At 70.4% G+C, this 20151-nt stretch carries 16 protein-coding genes; 10 read left to right on the top strand and 6 right to left on the bottom strand.

The genetic code is table 11. The features are described 5' to 3' along the window. Positions 1–11 precede the first annotated feature (11 nt). The 9 genes from H0488_RS24880 (at position 12) to H0488_RS24870 (ending at position 15020) form a co-directional block, all read left to right on the top strand. Positions 12–1295: a DUF58 domain-containing protein gene (locus tag H0488_RS24880; RefSeq protein ID WP_183097790.1), complete on the top strand. Its 1284-nt coding sequence runs from the start codon at positions 12–14 to the stop codon at positions 1293–1295. Continuing rightward, a complete protein-coding gene (locus H0488_RS02950) occupies positions 1292–3688 on the top strand; it encodes a transglutaminase-like domain-containing protein (protein WP_183097789.1) in 2397 nt (798 codons plus the stop codon). The genes H0488_RS24880 and H0488_RS02950 overlap by 4 nt, the downstream gene beginning before the upstream one ends. A 203-nt stretch (positions 3689–3891) precedes the next feature. After that, the gene (locus tag H0488_RS24525) at positions 3892–4245 is read left to right on the top strand and encodes an FHA domain-containing protein (protein WP_183097788.1); all 354 of its coding nucleotides are present in this window, start codon (positions 3892–3894) and stop codon (positions 4243–4245) included. Further along, the gene (locus tag H0488_RS02940) at positions 4242–5081 is read left to right on the top strand and encodes a PP2C family protein-serine/threonine phosphatase (protein ID WP_183097787.1); all 840 of its coding nucleotides are present in this window, start codon (positions 4242–4244) and stop codon (positions 5079–5081) included. Before H0488_RS24525 ends, H0488_RS02940 begins: the two co-directional genes overlap by 4 nt. Further along, complete coding sequence (locus H0488_RS24875; protein ID WP_183097786.1) at positions 5078–6838, top strand: FHA domain-containing protein; 1761 nt, start codon at positions 5078–5080, stop codon at positions 6836–6838. Before H0488_RS02940 ends, H0488_RS24875 begins: the two co-directional genes overlap by 4 nt. Further along, positions 6835–8460, top strand: coding sequence for a serine/threonine-protein kinase (locus H0488_RS02930; RefSeq protein ID WP_183097785.1), 1626 nt, complete (start codon positions 6835–6837; stop codon positions 8458–8460). The genes H0488_RS24875 and H0488_RS02930 overlap by 4 nt, the downstream gene beginning before the upstream one ends. 12 nt (positions 8461–8472) lie before the next feature. Then, the gene (locus tag H0488_RS02925; RefSeq protein ID WP_183097784.1) at positions 8473–9201 is read left to right on the top strand and encodes a hypothetical protein; all 729 of its coding nucleotides are present in this window, start codon (positions 8473–8475) and stop codon (positions 9199–9201) included. Next, positions 9198–13664, top strand: a complete 4467-nt coding sequence (locus tag H0488_RS02920; RefSeq protein WP_183097783.1) for a type VII secretion EssC family protein — start codon at positions 9198–9200, stop codon at positions 13662–13664. The genes H0488_RS02925 and H0488_RS02920 overlap by 4 nt, the downstream gene beginning before the upstream one ends. 3 nt (positions 13665–13667) lie before the next feature. Continuing rightward, a complete protein-coding gene (locus H0488_RS24870; protein WP_183097782.1) occupies positions 13668–15020 on the top strand; it encodes a serine/threonine-protein kinase in 1353 nt (450 codons plus the stop codon). Positions 15021–15065: 45 nt separating this feature from the next. Here H0488_RS24870 and H0488_RS02910 read toward each other — a convergent pair whose 3' ends face one another. The 6 genes from H0488_RS02910 to H0488_RS02885 all read right to left on the bottom strand — a co-directional run bounded on the left by H0488_RS02910 (position 15066) and on the right by H0488_RS02885 (position 19266). After that, positions 15066–15731 (bottom strand): hypothetical protein, encoded by a 666-nt coding sequence (locus H0488_RS02910; RefSeq protein ID WP_183097781.1) that lies wholly within the window; start codon positions 15729–15731, stop codon positions 15066–15068. A 229-nt stretch (positions 15732–15960) separates the two neighbouring features. Beyond that, positions 15961–17004, bottom strand: coding sequence for a Tle-like phospholipase domain-containing protein (locus H0488_RS02905; RefSeq protein ID WP_183097780.1), 1044 nt, complete (start codon positions 17002–17004; stop codon positions 15961–15963). Further along, positions 17004–17651, bottom strand: a complete 648-nt coding sequence (locus H0488_RS02900) for a hypothetical protein (RefSeq protein WP_183097779.1) — start codon at positions 17649–17651, stop codon at positions 17004–17006. Before H0488_RS02900 ends, H0488_RS02905 begins: the two co-directional genes overlap by 1 nt. Next, positions 17648–18538: a WXG100 family type VII secretion target gene (locus H0488_RS02895; protein ID WP_183097778.1), complete on the bottom strand. Its 891-nt coding sequence runs from the start codon at positions 18536–18538 to the stop codon at positions 17648–17650. Before H0488_RS02895 ends, H0488_RS02900 begins: the two co-directional genes overlap by 4 nt. Positions 18539–18629: 91 nt before the next feature. Continuing rightward, positions 18630–18902 (bottom strand): WXG100 family type VII secretion target, encoded by a 273-nt coding sequence (locus tag H0488_RS02890; RefSeq protein WP_220794135.1) that lies wholly within the window; start codon positions 18900–18902, stop codon positions 18630–18632. A 127-nt stretch (positions 18903–19029) separates the two neighbouring features. Then, a complete protein-coding gene (locus H0488_RS02885) occupies positions 19030–19266 on the bottom strand; it encodes a hypothetical protein (RefSeq protein ID WP_183097777.1) in 237 nt (78 codons plus the stop codon). A gap of 96 nt (positions 19267–19362) precedes the next feature. Between H0488_RS02885 and H0488_RS02880 the strand changes: the two genes are divergently transcribed. Further along, positions 19363–20109 (top strand): AfsR/SARP family transcriptional regulator, encoded by a 747-nt coding sequence (locus H0488_RS02880; RefSeq protein WP_183097776.1) that lies wholly within the window; start codon positions 19363–19365, stop codon positions 20107–20109. Positions 20110–20151: the final 42 nt, after the last annotated feature.

Below are 20151 nucleotides of genomic sequence, written 5' to 3'. Positions count from 1 at the left end.
GACGCCCGACCGTGAGCTTCGCCGCCCCCGTCCTCGGCTGGGTCCGCCGGGTCCCGCGCTCCATCCGACCGGGACTCGGCCCCCGCGTGGAGCGCACCGTCCAGGCTGTCCGGCAGCGGTTGACGCCGTACGGCGAGCGCGCGGCCCGTGCAGGAGACTGGGTGACCCCGACCGGCTGGGTCGCGGCCGCCGGGACGCTCGGCGGCCTTGCCTTCGGCGTTCCTGCCGGCTGGACGGAGCTGCGCGTGATCGGGCTGGCGTGCCTGCTGCTCCTGCTGGTCGCGGTGGCGTGGCTGCTCGGCCGCACGTCGTATGCGGTGACCTTCGACCTGCCTCGCACCCGGGTGGTGGCCGGGGAGACCGCAAGCGGGCGGCTCTTGATCCGCAACCGGGCGCGGCGGTCGTTATTCGCGACCCGGATCGAGCTCAACGTCGGACGCGGCCGCGCTCACTTCACGCTGCCGAGCCTGGCGCACGACGAGGAGCACGAGCAGCTCTTTGACGTGCCCACCCGCCGGCGCGGCGTGATCACGATCGGCCCGATCAGCTCTGTCCGCTCCGACGCGCTCGGGTTGTTGCGCCGGACCCAGCAGTGGGCCGACTCGATCGACCTGTTCGTCCACCCGGTCACGGTGCCGCTGGCCAACGACAGCACCGGGTTCATCCGCGACCTCGAGGGCGTCACGACCCAGGACCTCTCCTCCAACGACGTGTCCTTCCACGCTCTGCGGGAGTACCAGCCCGGTGACGACCGGCGATCCATCCACTGGCGGACCACGGCGCGGACCGGGCGGCTGATGGTGCGGCAGTTCGAGGAGACCCGCCGCGCGCACCTGCTCGTCGTGCTGCCAACCCATGCCGAGGACTACGCCAGCGAGCAGGACTTCGAGTCCGCGGTCTCCATCGCCGGGTCGCTGGCCCGCCACGCGTTCAGCCTCGACCGTCAGGTGAGTATCTACACCTCTACGGGCGAGCTCCACGCATCGACCGCACCGCTGCTGCTCGACCGACTGGCCGAGCTCACTCCCGCCACGACCCAGCTCACGCTGCGCGATCTGGCAACCAAGGCGGTCGCCGCCGTTCCGAACGCCTCGGTCGCGATGCTGATCGCCGGCGGCGCCGCGGATCCCCGCGACCTGCGCGGCGCCCACAAGGCGGTGCCCGTCTCCCTCACCTGCCTGGGCCTGCGGTGCGACGCAACACTCACGCTGGCGCAGCGGCGGATCGGGGACCTCACCCTGGTCGACCTGCCCGACGTCCATGCCCTTCCGCGCGCGTTGAGGAGCATCCGATGACCGCTACACCGGTCCCCGGCGTGGCCCGAGCCAAAGCCGCGACCTCGGGCAGCACCACCAGACGCGCCGGGCTGTGGCAGTCACCCGCCGTGCGCCGCGGCGCAGTCGACCTCGCCGCCGTTAGCGTCTTGTTGTCCACCGGCGTGCTGGCGTTCGGCCCGGTGTTCGGAGGAGCGGTCGGCTACACCGCCGCAGCCGCCGGAGCGCTGCTGGGCCTGAGCCTCGCGGTCGTCTCGTCGTGGCGCGGCTGGACCAAGCTCGGGACCCTGCTTGCCGCCATCGTGGTCTACCTCGCGTTCGGAGGTCCGCTGGCGCTGCCCGACACCACCGTTGGCGGCCTGGCGCCCACCCTGGAGACCATCGAGCGGCTCACGCTGTTGTCGTGGCAGTCGTGGCGCGACGTGCTCACTGTGCCGCTTCCCGCGGGTGACTTCGACGGCCCCGCGGTGCTGCCGTTCCTGGTCGCGCTCGTCAGCTCGACCCTCGCGGCCGGTGGCGTGCTCCGGGTACGGCGTCGCGGCTGGGTCGTTGCCCTGACGCTGCTCCCGGCCGCGACCTTCCTCGTCGCCGGCATCCTGTGGGGCTCGCACGAGGCGCCGAGCGCAGCCCTCCAGGGCGCGCTCTTCGTCCTCGCTGCGCTCGGCTGGACGTCGTGGCGCTCCCAGCTCGGCTCGGTCGACACCCATGTCGTCTTCCTCCGCTCCGCCACCACCCGCCGCGGCCCTCGCGCTCGACAGACGGCGACGGCCGGCGTCTCTCTCCTATTGGCGGCCGGGCTGGGGGTCGGCGGCTGGCTGCTGCTCGCGCCCGAGCCGGACCGCCACGTGCTCCGGGACCAGATCGACCCACCGTTCGACCCCGACGCCTACCCGAGCCCGCTGACCAAGTTCCGCTACCTGGAGTCCGACCTCGAGGACGAGGTGCTGTTCACCGTGAGCGGGCTTCCCGACGGCGCCCGGATCAGGCTCGCCGCGATGGACGTGTACGACGGTGACGTCTACAACGTCACCGAGACCTCCGCGGAGTTCGCGCGGGTCGGCTCCTCGGTCGAGCCGTCGGAGTACTCCGAGCCCGACGCCGCGCTGACCGATCTTTCGTTCCACATCGAGGCATACGACGGCGTCTGGCTGCCCGGGGGCGGCGACCTGCGTCGCCTCGACGCCACCGACAATCTCGGGGACGTCTACTACAACGCCGCGACCGGCACCGCGCTCGCGACCGGCGGCCTCGGCGAAGGCACCGACTACTCCGTGCAGGTGGCCCTCGCACCGAGCTACAGCACCGAGCAGAAGGCCGACCTGCCCTCGGACGCGCAACCAGACCAGTCGTTCCCGATCGGACCCAACTCCGCGACCGTCGACGCCGTCGGAGCCATGCTGCCCGATCTCCAGGGCGACGCGGCCACGCCGATGGACCAGCTGCGTGCCATCGAGACCGCGTTGCGCACCGACGGGTTCTATGCCGACGGTGATCCCGACCCGTCGCTGCCGGGGCACACCAGTCGCCGGATCGAGCGGCTGCTCGCGGACGAGAACGGCGGCCCGATGGTCGGCGACGATGAGCAGTACGCCGTGGCTGCCGCGCTCATGGCCCGCGACCTGGGACTCCCCGCCCGGGTGGTGATGGGGTTCTACCCCGACCCCGAGGCAGCCGCCACGGGCGATGAGATCGCGATCACCGGCGACGACGCGCACGTGTGGATCGAGGTGAAGTTCGAGGACCTGGGATGGGTGCCGTTTGACCCGACCCCAGAAGACGACCAACGCCCCGACCAGCAGCAGCCCGAACCGGAGAAACGACGCGACCCGCAGGTCCTGCCGCCGCCCGACATCCCCGAGGACCGCGACCCCCAAGCACCGCCGCCCGCGGACTCCGACGTCGACAAGGACGAGGAGACCGGAGGCGGGATCTGGCGGCTCGTCAAGATCGCTGCGATCGCCGTCGGTGCGGCAACGGTGCTGGTCGGACCGTTCGCGCTGATCGCGGCCCGGAAGGCCCGCCGCCGGCGGCGTCGCCGGACCACCGGCCGCCCGTCGGACCGAATCAGCGGCGGATGGGCCGAGATCGTCGACCTGGCGACCGATGTCGGCGTCCGGGTTCCGCCTCCGGCGACCCGGTTCGAGTCCGCCGTCCTGCTGCAGGAGCTCGTTCCGCCGACGACGAGCATCCCGATCGCGCACCGCGTGGACGCGCACGTGTTCGGTGCGGCCGAGCCGACCGATGTCGACGTCGAGACGGTGTGGACCGCGGTCGACGCACTGCGCACCGAGTTCCGCAAAACCGCCTCCGTGCGCGACAGGATTCGGCAACGATTCTCCGTGCGGTCCCTGCTCAGGCGACCGCGTTGGCTGGGTCGGGGCGGGTTGAGCGCAACGTCAGGGGGTAGCCGGTGAGCTGGTTCCGCGGACGTTCCCGCCGACCGGGCCAGCCCGCCCAGCCGCCATCTGCGGCCGCCCCGGTGATGCTTCCCCCGTCCTCGGCGTTCCTCGCACCGTCGGCTACACCGCCCCCTCCGGCCGCACCCGCACCGCCTCCGCCGCCACCACCGGCTGCCCCGAACTCGCACGTGTCGGCACCGGTGCCGGCGGACCTGACGATGCCCGGGCCGCTGCCGGGCTCGGGCGGCGTACCGGTGCTGCGGCTCGACCAGGGTTCCGAGCTGCGGCTGGACCGCACCTGGGTGATCGGTCGCGACCCGGTCGCACCGGCTACGCACCCGGACGCCGTGCCGTTCCCGGTCGTCGACGCCACCAAGTCGGTCTCCAAGACGCACCTGGCGGTCGGCCCGGCCGAGTCGGGGGCATGGGTGGTAGATCTCCACTCCACCAACGGGGTGACCATCCAGGAAGCCGACGGGGCCACGGTTCGCCTGGTCCCGGGGGAGACGGCCGTGGTGCCCGCGAGCGCAACCATCGGGTACGGCGAACGCACGATCGTGGTTCTCGGATGACAGGCATTCTGCTCGACGTCCGTTGGGGCGCCTACTCGCACACCGGCAACCACCGCGAGGAGAACCAGGACGCCCACCTGGCCAATCCGCCGGTCTTCGTGGTTGCCGACGGCATGGGTGGCCACGCGTCCGGGCGGGAGGCCGCCGAGCTCGTCGTCCAGGCATTCCAGGACACGTCCTGGGGCACCTGGGTGACCCCACAGTCGCTCAAGGACGCCACCGCCACCGCCAACCGGCTGGTGCGTGAGCTGGGCCGTCAGGTCGGAGGCGCCCCCGGATCGACCCTGACCGGCGTGGGCCTCGCCGTTCACGACGACGAGCCGTGCTGGCTGATCTTCAACATTGGCGACTCACGCACCTACCTGATGCGCGACGATGTCCTCGAGCAGGTCACGGTCGATCATTCGCACCACCAGGCCCTGGTCGACCTCGGGATGCGGTCCGACGCCACGCCGACGGACCGACGCAGCAACGTCATCACGCAGGCCATCGGCGGTGGCCTGCCCCAAGCCCCGGTGCTCGACCAGTGGCTGCTGCCGGCGCGCGCCGGCGACCGGATCCTGCTGTGTTCCGACGGCCTGACCGGCGAGGTCAGCGACCAGCTGATCGGCGCCACTTTGCAGGCCGCCCCGAACCCACAGAAGGCTGCGACCGCACTCGTCGCGGCCGCGATCGCCGGTGCCGGCCGCGACAACATCACCGCCCTCGTCGTGGACGCCGGGCACGTATCCGGCACACCCGTCCCGGCCGACCTTCCGGGCGCTGACGACACCGTCGACGAGTCCGGGATCGAGCTCAGCGGCGACACCCGGCCGGACCTGGAGGTCGTGCCGTGACGACACCCGAGGTGCTGTACGTCGCCGGCAATCATCCCGCCATTGTCTGGTCCGGTGGCGTCGTCGTGCTCGCCGCCGGAATCGAGGCCGCCGTCGCCAGCGCCACGTGGGAACGGCTGCGCGCACTGCCGACCCCGACGACCGTCGGCGCGGTCCTCACCGAGATCGGAGAAGCCACCGGCTCGCGTCTGCTCGACCTACCGCCGTTCGCAATCGCCGTCTTCTCGGGCCCCGAGGAGGCTCATCTCGCGGTCCGCGGCTCGTTCGAGATCGTCGCCACTGGCGACGACGGCGCCGCCACCACGGTCAGCGGCCAGGACGTGGCCACGTGGACCGAGCGTCGACTAACGACGGTCACGACACTGCGGTTCGGGCGGGCCGACGAGCACCCTGATGGCGAGCAGATGCCGATCGAGTCCGGCGTTGTCGGGGTGGCGGCCGTGAGGGTCCATCTCGCCCAGACAACACATGCCGGCGTGAGTCAGGCCGCCGTCGCTGCCATGCTCGGCGAGCCCGAGCCCGAGCCCGAGCCCGAGCTCGAGCCAGAACCGGGAAGCGAGAGCGAGCCTGAGGCCGCCAAGGCATCGGACGAACCGGGCAACCGCGACGTCCCGGACGTCGCGGTCGAATCGGAGCCCGAAGCCGATCCGAACCCGGCAGCATCTGAACCCGCCGGGACCGCGGAGCTCGACGCTGCGCCGGAGGCTGATGCGCCCGAGGTTGACGTGGAGCCCGAGGACGCCGAGCCCGAGCTGAAGGACGGTTCTGAGGCGGCCGCTGGTGAGCCAATCGACCTGCCAGCACCAGCAGGGGACGGGTTCGACGACATCTGGGCCGACCACACCGTGGCGGGCTCTGTCGAGGGCGCAGCCGTGCGCCCGGACGCCACTCCGGCGGTTGAAGCGCCAGTCGAGAGCCGGCCCGCGCCGCCCTCGGAGGTCACCTGGCTGGAAGACGAGGACCAGGACGAGGACCAGGACGAGGCGGGGGAGGCAGAGCCGGCCGAGTCCGCTGAGGCGGAGGAGCCGTCCAGTGCGCCGTCGGCGGCAGGCAGCGACCAGGCAGACGGCAAGCCGCCGACGTTGAACCTGCCGCCCGACTTCATCAGCGCGGTGCCGGGCATGGCAGAGGCGCCGAATCCCGCGGCGAGGCCACCGGCACTTGCGGCGCCACCGGTTGCTTCGCCGCCATCGAGCCAGCCCGCCAGCCAACTGGCGCCCTCTGTGGGACTCGGCGACCACGACGGCCACACGATCGCCGCACTTCCCGACCCCAGCCCGCCTGGACCGGTCGCGGCGCCTGGCGCCGATGGGGGAGTGCTGGCGGTGCTGTGCACGGCCGGCCACGCCAATCCTCCGCAGCGGGCCCAGTGCCGGGTGTGCGGGAGCGGACTGAACGCGTCCCCGACCCGGATCGCTCAGCCTGCCCTTGGGCGGGTCCTGGTCAGCACCGGCGAACGGGCGGATCTCGACGGGCCCGTCATCATCGGGCGGGCGCCGCGCGCGTCGAGGTTCCAAGGCACCGCGATCCCGCGCCTGATGACCCTCCAACACCCGCACGTCTCCGCAAGCCACGTCGCTCTGCGGGTCGAGGGCTGGAGCCTGCTGGCGGTGGACCTCAACTCTACGAACGGAACGTTTCTGCGACGCAACGGCGAACCGCCGTTCCGTCTCCTCGAGAAGCCCCACCTGCTCGTCCCGGGCGACGTGATCGACCTTGGGCATGGCGTGCACCTGCGTTTCGAGGAGCTGCCGTGAACGCCCGCCAACCCGGACCCCCGCCTGACCTCCCTGGGTTCCAGTTCCTCGAGCTGCTCGGCACCGGCGGCTTCGCCGACGTCTTCCAGTACGAGCAACAGATGCTCGGCCGCAAGGTCGCCGTCAAGGTGCTTCTCAGCGACATCGACGCCGACGTCCAAGCATCGTTCGAGGTCGAGTCGAACGTGATGGCCAAGCTGTCCAACCACCCCTCGATCGTCAGCATCTACCAGGCCGGAATTACGCCCGACGGCCGGCCGTTCTTGGTGATGGAGTACTGCCCACCACCCCACCTCGCGCTCCGGATCCGAGCCAGGCCACTCACCGTCACCAAGGCGCTCGAAGTCGTGATTCAGCTCAGCGGCGCGGTCGAGACCGCCCACCGGCTGGGGATCCTGCACCGCGACATCAAGCCCGCCAACATCCTGTTCACCGAGTTCGGTCGGGCCGCGCTGACCGACTTCGGGATCTCGGTCACCACCGCCAGCGCACAGTCCGGCGAGGGTTTCGGGATGAGCGTGCCGTGGGCACCGCCCGAACAGCTCACGGTTGGCGCACCGATGGGACCCAGCGGCGACGTGTACTCGCTCGGCGCCACCTTGTGGACCGCCCTCGTCGGCCGGTCCCCGTTCCACGTCCAAGGCGGAGCCAACGACGCCGTCGCCCTTGCGCCCCGGGTGCGCACCATGCCGTTGCCACCAACGCGCCGACCCGACGTGCCCGAATCGCTCGAGCGGACCCTGCGCACCGCGATGGCCAAGGCGCCACACGAACGCTACGACAGCGCACACGAGTTCGCGCGCGCACTCCAAAGCATCCAGGCCGAGCTGCACTTACCGGTCACCACGATCGACGTACTGGACGAGCAGGTCATCGACATCGCCCCCGGCGACGACGGCGGAGGAACCCGGGTCAGCGGCTTCGTCTCCATCGACCCCGAACCCGCCCCCGTTCCCGCACGCGCGCCCGCACCCCCCGCGCCGGCGTGGAGCCCGCCGCCTGTCGCAGCACCGCCACCGCTCGAAGCCACCGCGGTCGGCGGGGCGGTGCAACCCAAGACCGCGCCCGATGTCGTGCTCCACCAGCCACCCAGCGACTACACCGCCATGCCCGCCACCAGCGCGGCCCGGTCGGCCCCGACCGCCGCCGCGCCGGCCGAAGCGCCGCCGGCCGATGCGCCGCCGCGCCGCTCCCTCAACCCCGCCCTCCTCGGCGGCGCCCTGGTCATCCTCATCGTCGTGGCCGTCGGGGTCTGGCTCGGTCAGCGGTCGCCAGACGCCACCAGCGGCGACCAGGCCGACAAGCCCACGACCCAGCCGCGCGATCCGTTCGACAGCGGCGGCCCGCCGACGCCGACCGGGGTGACCGTGCGTCCCGACGGCCAGGACCGGCTCCGCGTGTCCTGGACCGTGCCCGAGCGTCAAGAAGGAGACCAGTTCCTCGTGCAGCCCTATGACCGAACCGACCAGGCCGACCCGGACGCCGCGTTGATCCCGGGCCAGTCCAGCCCTGTCACCGGATCCGGGACGGTGCTCGCCACCGACGAGGCGTGCGCGGCAGTGTGGACGATCCGCGGGAACACGCGCTCGGAGCCCGCGTGGGCCTGCCTCGCGCTGGGCTAGGGCGTGCGGGACATGACCGACCAAGACAAGCCGTCCATCTCCCTCGACTTCGCCGGCGAGATCCTGACCGCCGAACCCGGCCGGGACCTGACCGTGGGCCGCTCCGGTGATCTGGAGATCGACGACAACCCCTACCTGCACCGCGACTTCCTGCGATTCAGCCACCGCGACGCCATGTGGTGGGTGGCCAACGTCGGCGGCCGGCTCGCTGCGTACCTCACCGACGCCAACGGGCTGATGCGCAGCACCCTCGCCCCGGGCGCGCAGCTTCCACTGGTGTTTCCCCGCACCCTGATCACCTTCGCCGCCGGCGAGACGCTCTATGAGCTGATCGTCGACGTCGCCGACACCCCGTACGACCCGGTCCGGCGGCCAACCTCCGGCGCCGGTACGACAACCATCATCCCCGGCCAGTTCACCGAGTCGCAGCTACTGGCGATCCTGGCGCTGGCCGAACCGGTGCTGCGCCGCTCGGGCTCGGGCGCCGGCGAGATCCCCAGCACCGGTCAGGCCGCCGGCCGGCTCGGCTGGTCGACCAAGCGGTTCGACAAGAAGATCGAGAACGTCTGCGACAAGCTCACCGCAGCCGGGGTCCGCGGGCTGCGCGGAGCCGGCGTTCGGATGGCGTCGAACCGTCGGCTCCACCTCGTCGAGTACGCCGTCTCGACGCTGTTGGTCACCCCCGACGACCTGGCCTTGCTCGACCTTCCGCAGACCACCTCGGCGGAGGAGGACGAATGAAGGTCAAGGTCACCCTCGCCCAGCCGCACGGCGGCCAGGGGGAGGACCAGGTGCAGATCACCGCGGACGCGACGGCCACCGTCGGCGACGTCGCAACCGCACTTGCGGCATCTGACCGCCGCGGTGGCCAGTTCCAGCCCGAACGCTCGGTCACGTTGGCACGCGCCGGACGGGGGAGCGTGCCGGACCCGATCGACCCCGAGCAGACCCTGATCGATTCGGGCATCCAGTCTGGAAGCAGCCTCGCGATCACCTATGCCGACTCGTTCGAGGCCACCCGGGCCGGAACGCCGACGGTCGCCGTGCTCCGCGTGCTGCGCGGCCGGGATGAGGGCGAGGAGTTCCATCTGCGGCTCGGCAGCTCGACCATCGGCCGCTCGGCCGAATGCGAGGTCCGCTTGAAGGACCCGTCGGTGTCCAAGCAGCATGCCCGCGTCATCGTCGGGTCGAAGGTCGAGGTGGTCGACCTCGGTTCCTCCAACGGTGTCATCGTCGGTGGGGTCCGGGTCTCGCGGATCGCGGTCGCGGTCGGCGACATGATCGAGCTGGGGGACTCGACGGTCTCGGTGGTCTCACTCGCCCCCACCGGCCCGAGTGCCACCACCGACACCGGCTTCATCCGCTCCCCTCGGGTGGTGGCCCGACCCTCGCCCACGCCGGTCGAGCTGCCGCAACCGCCCCGGCCGCGGCAGCTGGTGCGGTTCCCGTGGCTGATGCTGATGGTGCCGCTGCTGATGGGTGGCCTGCTGTTTTGGCGCATCCAGTCCTCGCAAAACAGCAGCTCCGGCAGCACCTTCTCGCTCATCTTCATCTGCATGACCCCGCTGCTCATGCTCGCCAACTTCATCGACCAGCGTCGGCAGCGAGCACTCGCGCTGCGGGAGGAGATTGCCGAGTTCGACAGTGCCCTGGACACCTGCCGCCGCCAACTGTCCGACGGCCACGACCACGAGCGGGCTCAGCTCGCCGAACTGCACCCGTCCATGTCGGCGTGCGTCGACTCCGTCGACCGGCACTCCGGCGTGCTGTGGTGCCGCCGCACCGAGCACCCAGAATTCCTCAATGTCCGGTTCGGCCTCGGCGCGATCCCGCCGCACCACGTCGCCGAGCTGCCGCGGGCAGGCGGACTGCCCGACTTCCGACGCCGCTCCGAAGAGCTCGCAGCGGAGTTCGCCCTGCTCCGCGACGCACCGGTCGTGGGCAACCTCCGGGTCGTCGGCGGGCTCGGCATCGCCGGCCCACCCCAGCGACGCGAGGCCGTGGCCCGCGCGGCGGCCGCCCAGATCGCGGTCCTGCACTCACCCGCCGAGGTGGTGATGACGTGCTTGACCTCCTCAACCAACCGCGGGACGTGGGAGTGGATCGAATGGCTCCCACACACCGCCTCCCCGCACTCGCCGCTGCGGCACCACCTGTCTGCCGACCCCGGCACCGGGACCGTGGTGCTCAACGAGCTCGAGGAGCTGATCGATACCCGCTCCGACGGCGCTGGCGCACGCCTCCGCGGACCGCTGGAAGAAGCCGAGCAGCCGGACCCGCCGCGGGTGCCGTCGGTGGTCGTCATCGTCGACGACACCGCCGCCGATCTCGCCCGGCTCACCCGGATCGCCGAGCTCGGCCCCGACGTCGGGGTGTTCGTGCTGTGGATCGCCGACGCCGTCTCGAGCCTGCCGGCATCGTGCCGCACCTTCGCCTGGGTCGACGGCGGATCCGGCACGGTCGGCATGGTGCGGGAGGAGGTGCAGGTCGATGCCGTCGCGATGGAAGGCCTCGACGCGGCCGAGGCCACGCGGATCGGCCGCCGTCTCGCTCCCCTCGTGGACGCCGGCCGCCCAGTGGAGGACGAGTCCGACCTCCCGCGGTCGGTCTCGGTCGTGACCCTGCTCGGCCACGACGCCAGCGACGACGCAGACGTCGTGGTCACCCGCTGGCGAGAGAACCAGTCGCTCGCGGTCCGAGACGGGTCAGCGCCGGTCGCGCGGGAACATGCCGCCGACCTGCGGGCCGTTGTCGGCCACGCCGGCTCCGAGCCGTTCGCGATCGACCTGCGCGCCCAAGGACCGCACGCCCTGGTCGGCGGGACCACCGGCGCAGGCAAGTCGGAGTTCCTGCAGGCATGGGTCCTCGGACTCGCCCACGCCTACAGCCCGGACCGGGTCACCTTCCTCTTCGTCGACTACAAGGGCGGCTCGGCGTTCGCGAATTGCGTGGCGCTCCCGCACTGCGTCGGCATGGTGACCGACCTGTCGCCCTACCTCGTCCGTCGCGCGCTGCGCAGCCTGAAGGCCGAGCTCCAGCACCGCGAGCACCTGCTCAACAAGAAGGGTAAGAAGGACCTCATCGACCTGGAGAAGACCGGCGACCCGGACTGCCCACCGAGCCTGATCATCGTCGTCGACGAGTTCGCCGCGCTCGCCACCGAAGTGCCCGACTTCGTCGAAGGCGTCGTCGACGTCGCCCAACGCGGACGCTCACTGGGCCTGCACCTCGTGCTCGCCACCCAACACCCGGGCGGCGTCATCAAGGACAATATCCGCGCCAACACCAACCTGCGGATCGCATTGCGGATGGCGGACGAGAGCCACTCCCTCGACGTCCTCGGCGACGCCGTGGCCGCGCACTTCCCGACCTCCATCCCCGGGCGCGGTGCCGCCAAGACCGGACCTGGCCGGATCACGACGTTCCAGTCCGCGTTCCCGGGCGCCCGCACAGCACCGGAACCGGAGACCCCACCGATCGAGGTCAACGATCTCGACTTCGGCACGGGGCGTGCGTGGAAGCTCCCCGAACCACCCCACACCGACCAGTCGATCGCCAAGGACATCGACCGAGTCGTCACCACGATCCGCATCGCGTCCACCCGCGCGGCGGTCCCGCCACCACGACGGCCTTGGCTCGACCCCCTCGCCCCGATCTACGGACTCGGCCGCGAGGCGTTGAAGCCGCGCCGCGACACCGCGATCCCGCTCGGCGTCGTCGACGCTCCGGGTGACCAGCGGCAGGACGTCGCGTTCTACCGACCCGACACCGACGGCAACCTGCTGCTCGTCGGCACCGGCGGCTCCGGGAAGACCACGGCGCTGCGGACCCTGGCCGCCGCATCCGCCATCACACCCGGCGGCGGTCTCGTCCACGTCTACGGGCTCGACTTCGCCACCGGCGCCCTCGCCTCGCTCAACGTGCTGCCCAACGTCGGCAGCATCATCGCCGGCGAGGACGAGGAGCGGGTGCAACGCCTGATCACCTACCTCGGCCAGGTGATCGAGGAACGAGCGGCCCGCTACGGCGCCGGCACCGCGAACATCGACGACTACCGCAACCAGGCCGACCGGCCCCAGGAGCCGCGACTGCTGGTGCTCCTCGACGGGTTCAGCAACTTCCGCACGGCCTACGAGACGACGGCCGGGGCGTGGCTCTACCAGCGGTTCCAGCGCATCCTCCTCGACGGCCGCGCTGTCGGCGTCCACGTCGCCATGACGGCCGACCGGCCGGCCGCCGTACCCGGGTCGGTGATGTCGGCCTTCCAACGGCGCATCGTGCTCCGACAGGCCGACGAGGAGGCGTACCTGGCCCTGGGTGTGCCCCGGGACATCCTGACCCCCTCGAGCCATCCCGGGCGGGCGATCTGGAGCGAGACCGGGCAGGAGATGCAGCTCGCCGTCCTCATCTCCGAGGAGCACGTGAAGGCGTCCATCGCCTCAGCCGCAGCCCAAGCGGCCGCGCTGGACAACCTTGCCGTCCGGCTCGCACCGCACCACACGAAACCACCGACGATCCGCGCGCTCGACTCGCTGGTCACCACGGGCAGCCTCCCCGTCGAGGTGCGTGGACGACCGACCCTCGGGGTCGCCGACACAACGCTCGCGCCGATGGCGTTCGACCCGACCGGCGTGATCATGGTCGCCGGGCCACCCCAGTCGGGGCGCACCAACGCCGTCCGGTGGCTGGCCACGTCGCTGCGGCGCAGATGGCCCGAGCTGCCGATCGTTCACCTCAGCACCCGCCGAACCCCACTGTCGGGCCTCGACCTGTGGGAGATGTGCGCCGACCACGAGGAGGAGGTCCGGTCCGTGCTCGAGCGCCTCGACCAGCAGGGCCCGGTCCAGCCGCCGGCGACACCGGACGACCCACCACCGTTGGCGCTCGTCGTGGAGTACCTGCCCGACTTCGTCGGCAGCACAGTCGAACAGGCGCTTCTGAAGAGGATCCAGGCCATGCGGCGCGCCGGGTGCCCGGTCATCGCCGAGGCCGAGACCCCCGCATGGACCAGCTCCTGGCCGCTGACGATGGAGATCCGCAACGGCCGGACCGGCCTGCTCCTGCAGCCCGACCAGGCCGACGGCGAAGGACTGCTGCGGACGACGCTGCCGCGCACCCGACGCACCGACTTCCCGCCCGGACGCGGGTTCTGGGTCAAAGGCGGTGCCGTCGCCAAGGTGCAGCTGCCGCTCGTGGAGGAGTAGACCGTGCCCGGACCAGCCAGCTCCACGCAGGCCTTCGGCCGCTACCAGGTCACCGGACTCCTCGGCAGCGGCGGCATGGGTGTCGTGCATCGAGCAGAGGACACCGTCCTCGGACGCCCGGTCGCACTCAAGCTCCTGAGCGCGGAGCTGTCGGGCGACCGCGACTTCCGCGACCGGTTCGGCCGCGAGGCGGCCTTGCTGGCCAAGCTCGACTCACCCAACGTCGTCCACATCTACGACTTCGGCGAGGTCGACGGGACGCTGTTCATGGCCACCCAGCTGATCGAAGGTGGCGACCTCGCCCAGACCTTGCGCGAGCGCGGGCCGCTCGACCTGCCTCATGCCTTCGACGTCGTGCTGCAGCTGTGTGAAGGCCTCGGCAGCGCCCACGACGTCGGCGTCATCCACCGCGACGTCAAGCCCAGCAACGTCCTCGTGCGGCAACGCGGCCAACGGCTCCAGGTCTTCTTGTGCGACTTCGGGATCGCGGCGACCGCAGAGAGCGAGCACACTCGTGCCGGAGGGGTAATCGGAAGCCCCGCCTACATGGCGCCCGAGCGGCACACCGGTGCCCGCCCGGACGTCAGCGGCGACATCTACTCCCTCGGCTGCGTGCTGTGGGCCCTCCTCGTCGGCCGCCCGCCCTACGCCGGCACCCCGCTCGAGATCGCCCGCCGGCACCGGGAAGACCCCTTGCCGCGGCTCGCCGTAACCTCCGAAGTCATCCTGGGTGTCAACCGGCTCCTCGCGCGGGCACTCGCCAAGCAGACGGCCGACCGACATGCCTCCGTCGAAGAGCTCGCCGCCGACCTACGAGCCCTCGTTCCACTGGCCGACGCCTCGCCCGTCATCGTCGCCGAATACGAGGACGACACCCTGCTCGACGCCACCGTCGTGTCGGCGTGGGCCGGTGAGGTCACGATGTTCGGCGCGCACACCACGATTGTGCCGCCGCCAGCCCGAACGATGTCAGGCGACGACGCGAAAGCTCGTCCCGCGGCTCCGCAGGTGCGCTTCACCGCCCGCGACACCCGCCGGATCGAGCGGGCGATCGCCGACGTGCGCGCGTCCACTGGAACGAGCATCTCGGTGTACATTGGCGCCGCCGCCACGCCACCGCGCTCCTACGCGCTCCGCCTCCACGCGACGCTTGAGGAACCCAGGCGGACCGTGCTCCTCATGATCGATCCCGACGCACGCGTCTTCGAGATCGTGACCGGCGATCAGTTGAGGCCCCAGTTGCCCGACCCCTATGTGGCGCGGGTGGCCGCCTCGATGCAGCGCACGTTCGGGGCCGGCGACCTGACAAACGGCCTCATCGACGGCGTCCGGGCCCTGGGCCGCACGACCAGTTGAGTTCCTCAGGTCGACACCTGACTGCCCGTCGTGCCGGGGACGACGTCAAAGAGCCCCCCACCGATCACACCCCGACCGATCAACCTTGCGAGCCGACCACCCCGGGGAGTGCCGCAGTGAACCAGTCCGCGGCCTCCTGCGGGGTCGGGTCGGGGTCCAGGCCTCCCGACAGTTCACCCTGCAGCAGCCGCCGTCGTAGAAGAAGAAAGCGTCGCAGTTACGGTCTCCATCAGGACGATCGAAGCCCAGCCAGCAGTCCACCCACGCTTGGCCACCAAGGAAGGGCTGAGGGTCGGATCGGCGTCGGTACTCGAGGCGCTCGCCCTCGTCGTTGTCACCGGACACCGACGCGTCCCACTCGGCAAGGGCGGCATCGACGTCGACGAACAGTTCCAACGACAGTGCGAACGCCCGTCGGTCCTCCTCGCCACGTACCGGCACCGTGTAAAACGCCCGGAGGGGCTCATCGCCCTCGGCGCCGTCCAAGAGAACATAGTCGAAGCCTGGGCCGAACTCGTCGGTCCGCGGCCCCTGGGTGAAGTCGTGGACGCTTCCGATCCGGCACTCGGAGTCATCCCCGATGCGCAGCCACGCCTTCATCGAGTCGGCCCACGCGTCCGGTGGCGGACCACCCGGGTCGTCGAACGTCACGGCGTCCATCTCAGCGACTGTCGGAAGCCCGCCTCCGTCGTCGTCGTTCAGGACCAGCACCGCGGTTACGCCCGCTGTCGCTGCGAGAACGCCAGCAACAACGAGGATCAGCAGCCGCCATCGGCGCCGCAGCCCGCGCGAGTCTGCTGCGACAGCGGCTGGCGAGGTCGGGGGAGGGGGTGGAGGTGGTGGCGGCGTGGGCTGTGCCATTGGGTTACCTCCCTTCCGCGCGGCCCGAGGATCTCTCCCAGGCCTTGCCGGCACGCGTCGTCGATGAGTCGTGGAGTCATCAGATCGACTCGTCCAGGCTGTCGAGGCCGTGGGCGTCGATCGGGTTCAGGGTCTCGATGGGTGTGTATTGCTGGGTGCCCACCGCGTCAGGGACCGGTGTCGCGACTTGCAGGCTGCCGAGGATGTCGTTGGGCGCTTGATGGTTCACGATGTTGCTGGTGTCGATCCCCAGCACGGCGGCATCGAAGCGGTCGTCCATGAGCGGGTTGTGCGTCCCGAGCCACTGGAAGAAGTTCGGGCCTTCGCCGCCACCAGCGATATGGGCGTACATCATCTCGCTCGGGCTCACACCGGCCGCGTTGAACGTGTCGGCGTGCGCCCCAGTGGCGATGGAGGAGACGGCGGCCAGCCGGCCACCCAGGGAATGGCCCGTGAAAGTGAGGTTCTCCACGCCCACTGCGTTGCGCAGTGCGAGCGCGAGAGCGACTGCCTGTTCGCTCTGCTGGGAGAGATAAACCGATCCCTCGACGTCGGCGAGCAGGTCCGGGCCGACGGCGAACCCGCTGAACCACTCGGTGGTGCCACGGTAGGCGACCACGATCTGGCCCTCGGCGTTCCGGAAGACCGACGCCGAGAACCCGGACGCCGGATCGCGAACCATCCCCGGGTCGATGCCCAGGACGAGCAGCTCGTCGTCGGAGAGCCGATGCCAGCCACCCACGTCACCGCTGTCGGGGTACGCGGCCTGCGACAGGTCGAGCAACGTTTGCGTCGAGGTGTCACCCGGCTCCACACACGGCTCGAGCACCAGCGCACTAACCTGATCCATCGTCATGCCGCTGACCTCGGCCTGGTCCTCGAGCTGGCGCTGCAGCCACTGCGCCCGGGTCGACAGCTCATCTGCAGCCGCCTGGAACGACGAGCGATGCTGGTCGAACCACGCAGTCTGGAACGCGTCACAGTCCGGTCCCGGCCACAAGACGGTCAGGTTCGCAACCGCGCCATCGAGCTGAGACAGCAGGTCAGTCAGCCGGTCACCCTGGGCCGCCATCGCGGTCGCACCCCGTTGGACGGCTACCAGATCCATGCCGACGAAGGTCATCACTGGCCTTCCGCGGCACTCGCTCGGTCGGCAGTGCTGATCGCGGCGAGGACGCCGGGCCAGTCGACCGGCTCGGTCGGTTCTGGAGGGAGCCGACCCTCGCTTCCTGGTCGCATCACCGATAGCACACCGGCGCGCATGAGGTAACTGTCGAGGTGCTCGCCGTTGATGCCACGGACCAGTACGGAGATCGCCGCTTCCCGGCCGTCGACTGGAGGGGCTGGCTTGAGGAGTTCGCCGAACGCTTCGGCAGCCTCTCTGAACCCGCACGGGGCGAAGACGTGGATCCCGGCGGCCGTAGAGATGCAGCTGAGCGCCGCCGAGTCGCCGTCTCGCGCGGCGAACAGTTCCCATCGCTCGGCATCGGTGCTCCACGAGAGGTCGTCCTCGACTGCGACAGCCGCAAGCACCGGTTTGTGCCCCGCTTGCGCTGCAACAGCAGCGAGCAGCGGCTCGGTGAACCCGGCTTCGGACACCAGGCCGCGAAGTCCGAGTGACCGGAAACCGCGGGCGATAGCACTGGTGAGCGCGCGCTCGGAGTCCTCGATCGTGAGCAGTGGTCGGCGCCACGGTCGCCCCGTCGTGGACGCGACCGCGGCGACCTCGTCGTCGGTGAGGATCACGTTGGAGTCTGCACGGTCGGTCACAGCACGTCTCCCAGCACCTTGGGAATCGAGGTGAAGAACTCCTCGGCAGTCTCACCAGGATTCTGCGATGCGTACTGCCATGCCATCTGGAAGCCCTCTGGCGACCAGTCGACCTCCTGCGCGGTCCGCCCGATGTGACTGCCGGTGGAGACGATCACGCCACTGAGGTATGCGACCGGGTTCTTCGACAACTTCAGCCCGTCACCGAAGGCGTCAACCCCCTGGTAGATCCGGTCACCGGTCGAACCGTTCGGGCCGAACGCGCCGAACAGGCTCTGCCCGAGACCGGTCACACCGCTGAGCAGGTTGAACCGGCTGAAGGTGGGCGACGACGCGAGCCGCGCGATCGGGCCGTTAACGTTGAAGATCCCGTTGTGGGGGCCCTTGTAGCGGAAGAAGCCCTCGCTGAGCAGGCCGCCAGACGACCGGCGCAACAGTTCGGCAAACCGCAGGTATGAGTTGGAGTAGCGACCGGCCAGTGCCCGGTTCGCCCCGAGCGCCGTCAAGAAGCCCGCCACGCCGGTGGTCCCTTGAAGCCACGGCAGGACGTCGCTGAAGCGATCGAGCCACGACATGTCGGCAGACCCACCCGGGCCGAGGGTGCCCGCGGGCACGGGCTCGCCACTGACGAGCGCCTGCTCCTCGATCTGGCGATACAGAACGGTCACCGCGTCGATGAGCTGGGTCGCAGCACCGTCAAGCGCGGGCCGGTAGGTCGAGTGCCACCCGTCCCTGAACGCGTCGCTGTCAGGCCCAGGCCACACCCACGACGCCTGGTCGACGACACCGTCGACTTGAGCGATCAGGCTCTGCAGTTGTTGCGCCTGTGCTGCCAGGCCGTCGGCGTGGCCGCGAACCTGTTCAAGATCCATCCCCCAGAACGCCATCACACACCTCAATCAGATTCGGGACCCATCGACACGGAAGGCCCTGCGCCGGCAACCCCACGCCGGCACAGGGCCCGAGAGCAGCCGCCGGTCAGGCGCCCGAGACCTGCTCCTGTGCGTCCGCGTTGTTGAGCGCCGACTGGCCGAGGCCAGCGATGGCGTCCTGGGCGGCCTGCAGCGCCGGGCGGTGCTGGGAGTTCCACCAGTCGGCGAACTGGGTGGCGTCCTGCCCGGTCCACGCCGCCGTGAGGCTCCCCACGATCCCCTCGATCGCGGTGATCACTCCGCCGACCTGGTCCGCCTGAGCAAGCAGCTGGCTCCCGAGGCCGCGTACCTGCTCGACATCCATCCCCACCATTGCCATGTCGATCTCCTTGATGTGCGTTGTCCCCGAGATCTGGGCGAAACGTTAGGGCCGGCGGGGTGTCGTGTCGATGGGGCGTTCACCCCAAGGCCTGCGTCCGGGATCGGTCGCGGTCTCGGTCGCCCGATCAGCTCTCGGTCTCGACGCCAGAGATGAGCCACTCGTCGCCGTCACGGACCGTCGACACGGTGGCCCACATCCGCAGCTCTCTCGGTTTGTGAGCTGCGGTGTCGCTCTTCTGGTCGACAAAGACCAGCACGTCAGCCTGTCGCTCGTCGCCGGCTCCTGTCCCGATCCCGGACAACTCCGTGGTGACGACGATCGACGACGGAGGATCTGGCCGGCCTGGCGCATGCCGTGGCACCGAGCGCCGCTATGGCCGACGTTGCCGCGGACCCAAAGCTCGACCACGACCTTGCCGACTGGGCCGATCCCGAGAGTCAGCGACCCGAAACTCCGCGTGCTCGGGCCGGTCGAGCTTCGCACTCCAGGGGAGAAGACAAAAGAGGTGGAGGGCCGACCCGCCTATTTCGCCGAACTGGCCGCATACCTCTCCTGTGACCCCGAAGGGGTGACTCCGAACCGGGTTGCCGCCGACTTCGGCATCCAGAACAACACGCTGCACACCCGCCTGGGCCAGCTGCGGAAGTGGCTGGGGAAGAAGCCGGGAACGGAGGACTGGCACCTCCCCCGCCGCACAGCGCGTTCGCGGCCAGCAGGCTACCAGTTGTCGGGAGTGCTGATGGACGCCGACCTGTTCCGTCGACTACGAGCTCGCGGGGAAGCTCGAGGGCCTGCAGGGATCGACGATCTACGCAGGGCGCTGGAGTTGGTAGGCGGTCCGCCGTACGACCAACAGCGACCGAACGGCTACGGCTGGCTGGTCGACACTCCCGTCGACCAATATGCGACTGCAGCCATCGTCGACGTAGCGCACGTGTACGCCACACACTCACTCGCCGAGGGCCGCCCGCGCGAGGCGCTATGGGCCGCCGAGCAGGCAATCCTCGCAGCTCCGTACGAGGACAAGCCGCGGCTTGATCTCGCGCGGGCGAGGAAGGCAATGGGCGGCGACGCTGAGGCGGACCATTGCCTTCGCTACGAGGTGTTCAACCGCAGCGACGATGACCGTCCGCCGCTCGACCCGTCCGATCGAACCTTGGAGATCGTGGATCGGCTCCGACGAGACCCTCCGCCTGTCGCCTAGGGACTGTGGTGTGGAGCCCGGACACGTGCCCACTCGCGACCG

It is taken from the genome of Nocardioides pelophilus (assembly GCF_014180685.1).
Classification (GTDB): Bacteria; Actinomycetota; Actinomycetes; order Propionibacteriales; family Nocardioidaceae; genus Nocardioides; species Nocardioides pelophilus.
Note: the sequence above shows the minus strand (reverse complement) of the source record. Positions and strands in the feature narration are given on the sequence as shown.

What these genes read in the sequence shown, in the direction of transcription:
- H0488_RS02950 (WP_183097789.1), top strand. Translation starts at nt 1,292, where the DNA reads ATGACCGCTACACCGGTCCCCGGCGTGGCCCGAGCCAAAGCCGCGACC.
- H0488_RS24525 (WP_183097788.1), top strand. Translation starts at nt 3,892, where the DNA reads ATGCCCGGGCCGCTGCCGGGCTCGGGCGGCGTACCGGTGCTGCGGCTC.
- H0488_RS02940 (WP_183097787.1), top strand. Translation starts at nt 4,242, where the DNA reads ATGACAGGCATTCTGCTCGACGTCCGTTGGGGCGCCTACTCGCACACC.
- H0488_RS02925 (WP_183097784.1), top strand. Translation starts at nt 8,473, where the DNA reads ATGACCGACCAAGACAAGCCGTCCATCTCCCTCGACTTCGCCGGCGAG.
- H0488_RS02920 (WP_183097783.1), top strand. Translation starts at nt 9,198, where the DNA reads ATGAAGGTCAAGGTCACCCTCGCCCAGCCGCACGGCGGCCAGGGGGAG.
- H0488_RS02905 (WP_183097780.1), bottom strand. Translation starts at nt 17,004, where the DNA reads ATGACCTTCGTCGGCATGGATCTGGTAGCCGTCCAACGGGGTGCGACC.
- H0488_RS02895 (WP_183097778.1), bottom strand. Translation starts at nt 18,538, where the DNA reads ATGGCGTTCTGGGGGATGGATCTTGAACAGGTTCGCGGCCACGCCGAC.
- H0488_RS02890 (WP_220794135.1), bottom strand. Translation starts at nt 18,902, where the DNA reads ATGGCAATGGTGGGGATGGATGTCGAGCAGGTACGCGGCCTCGGGAGC.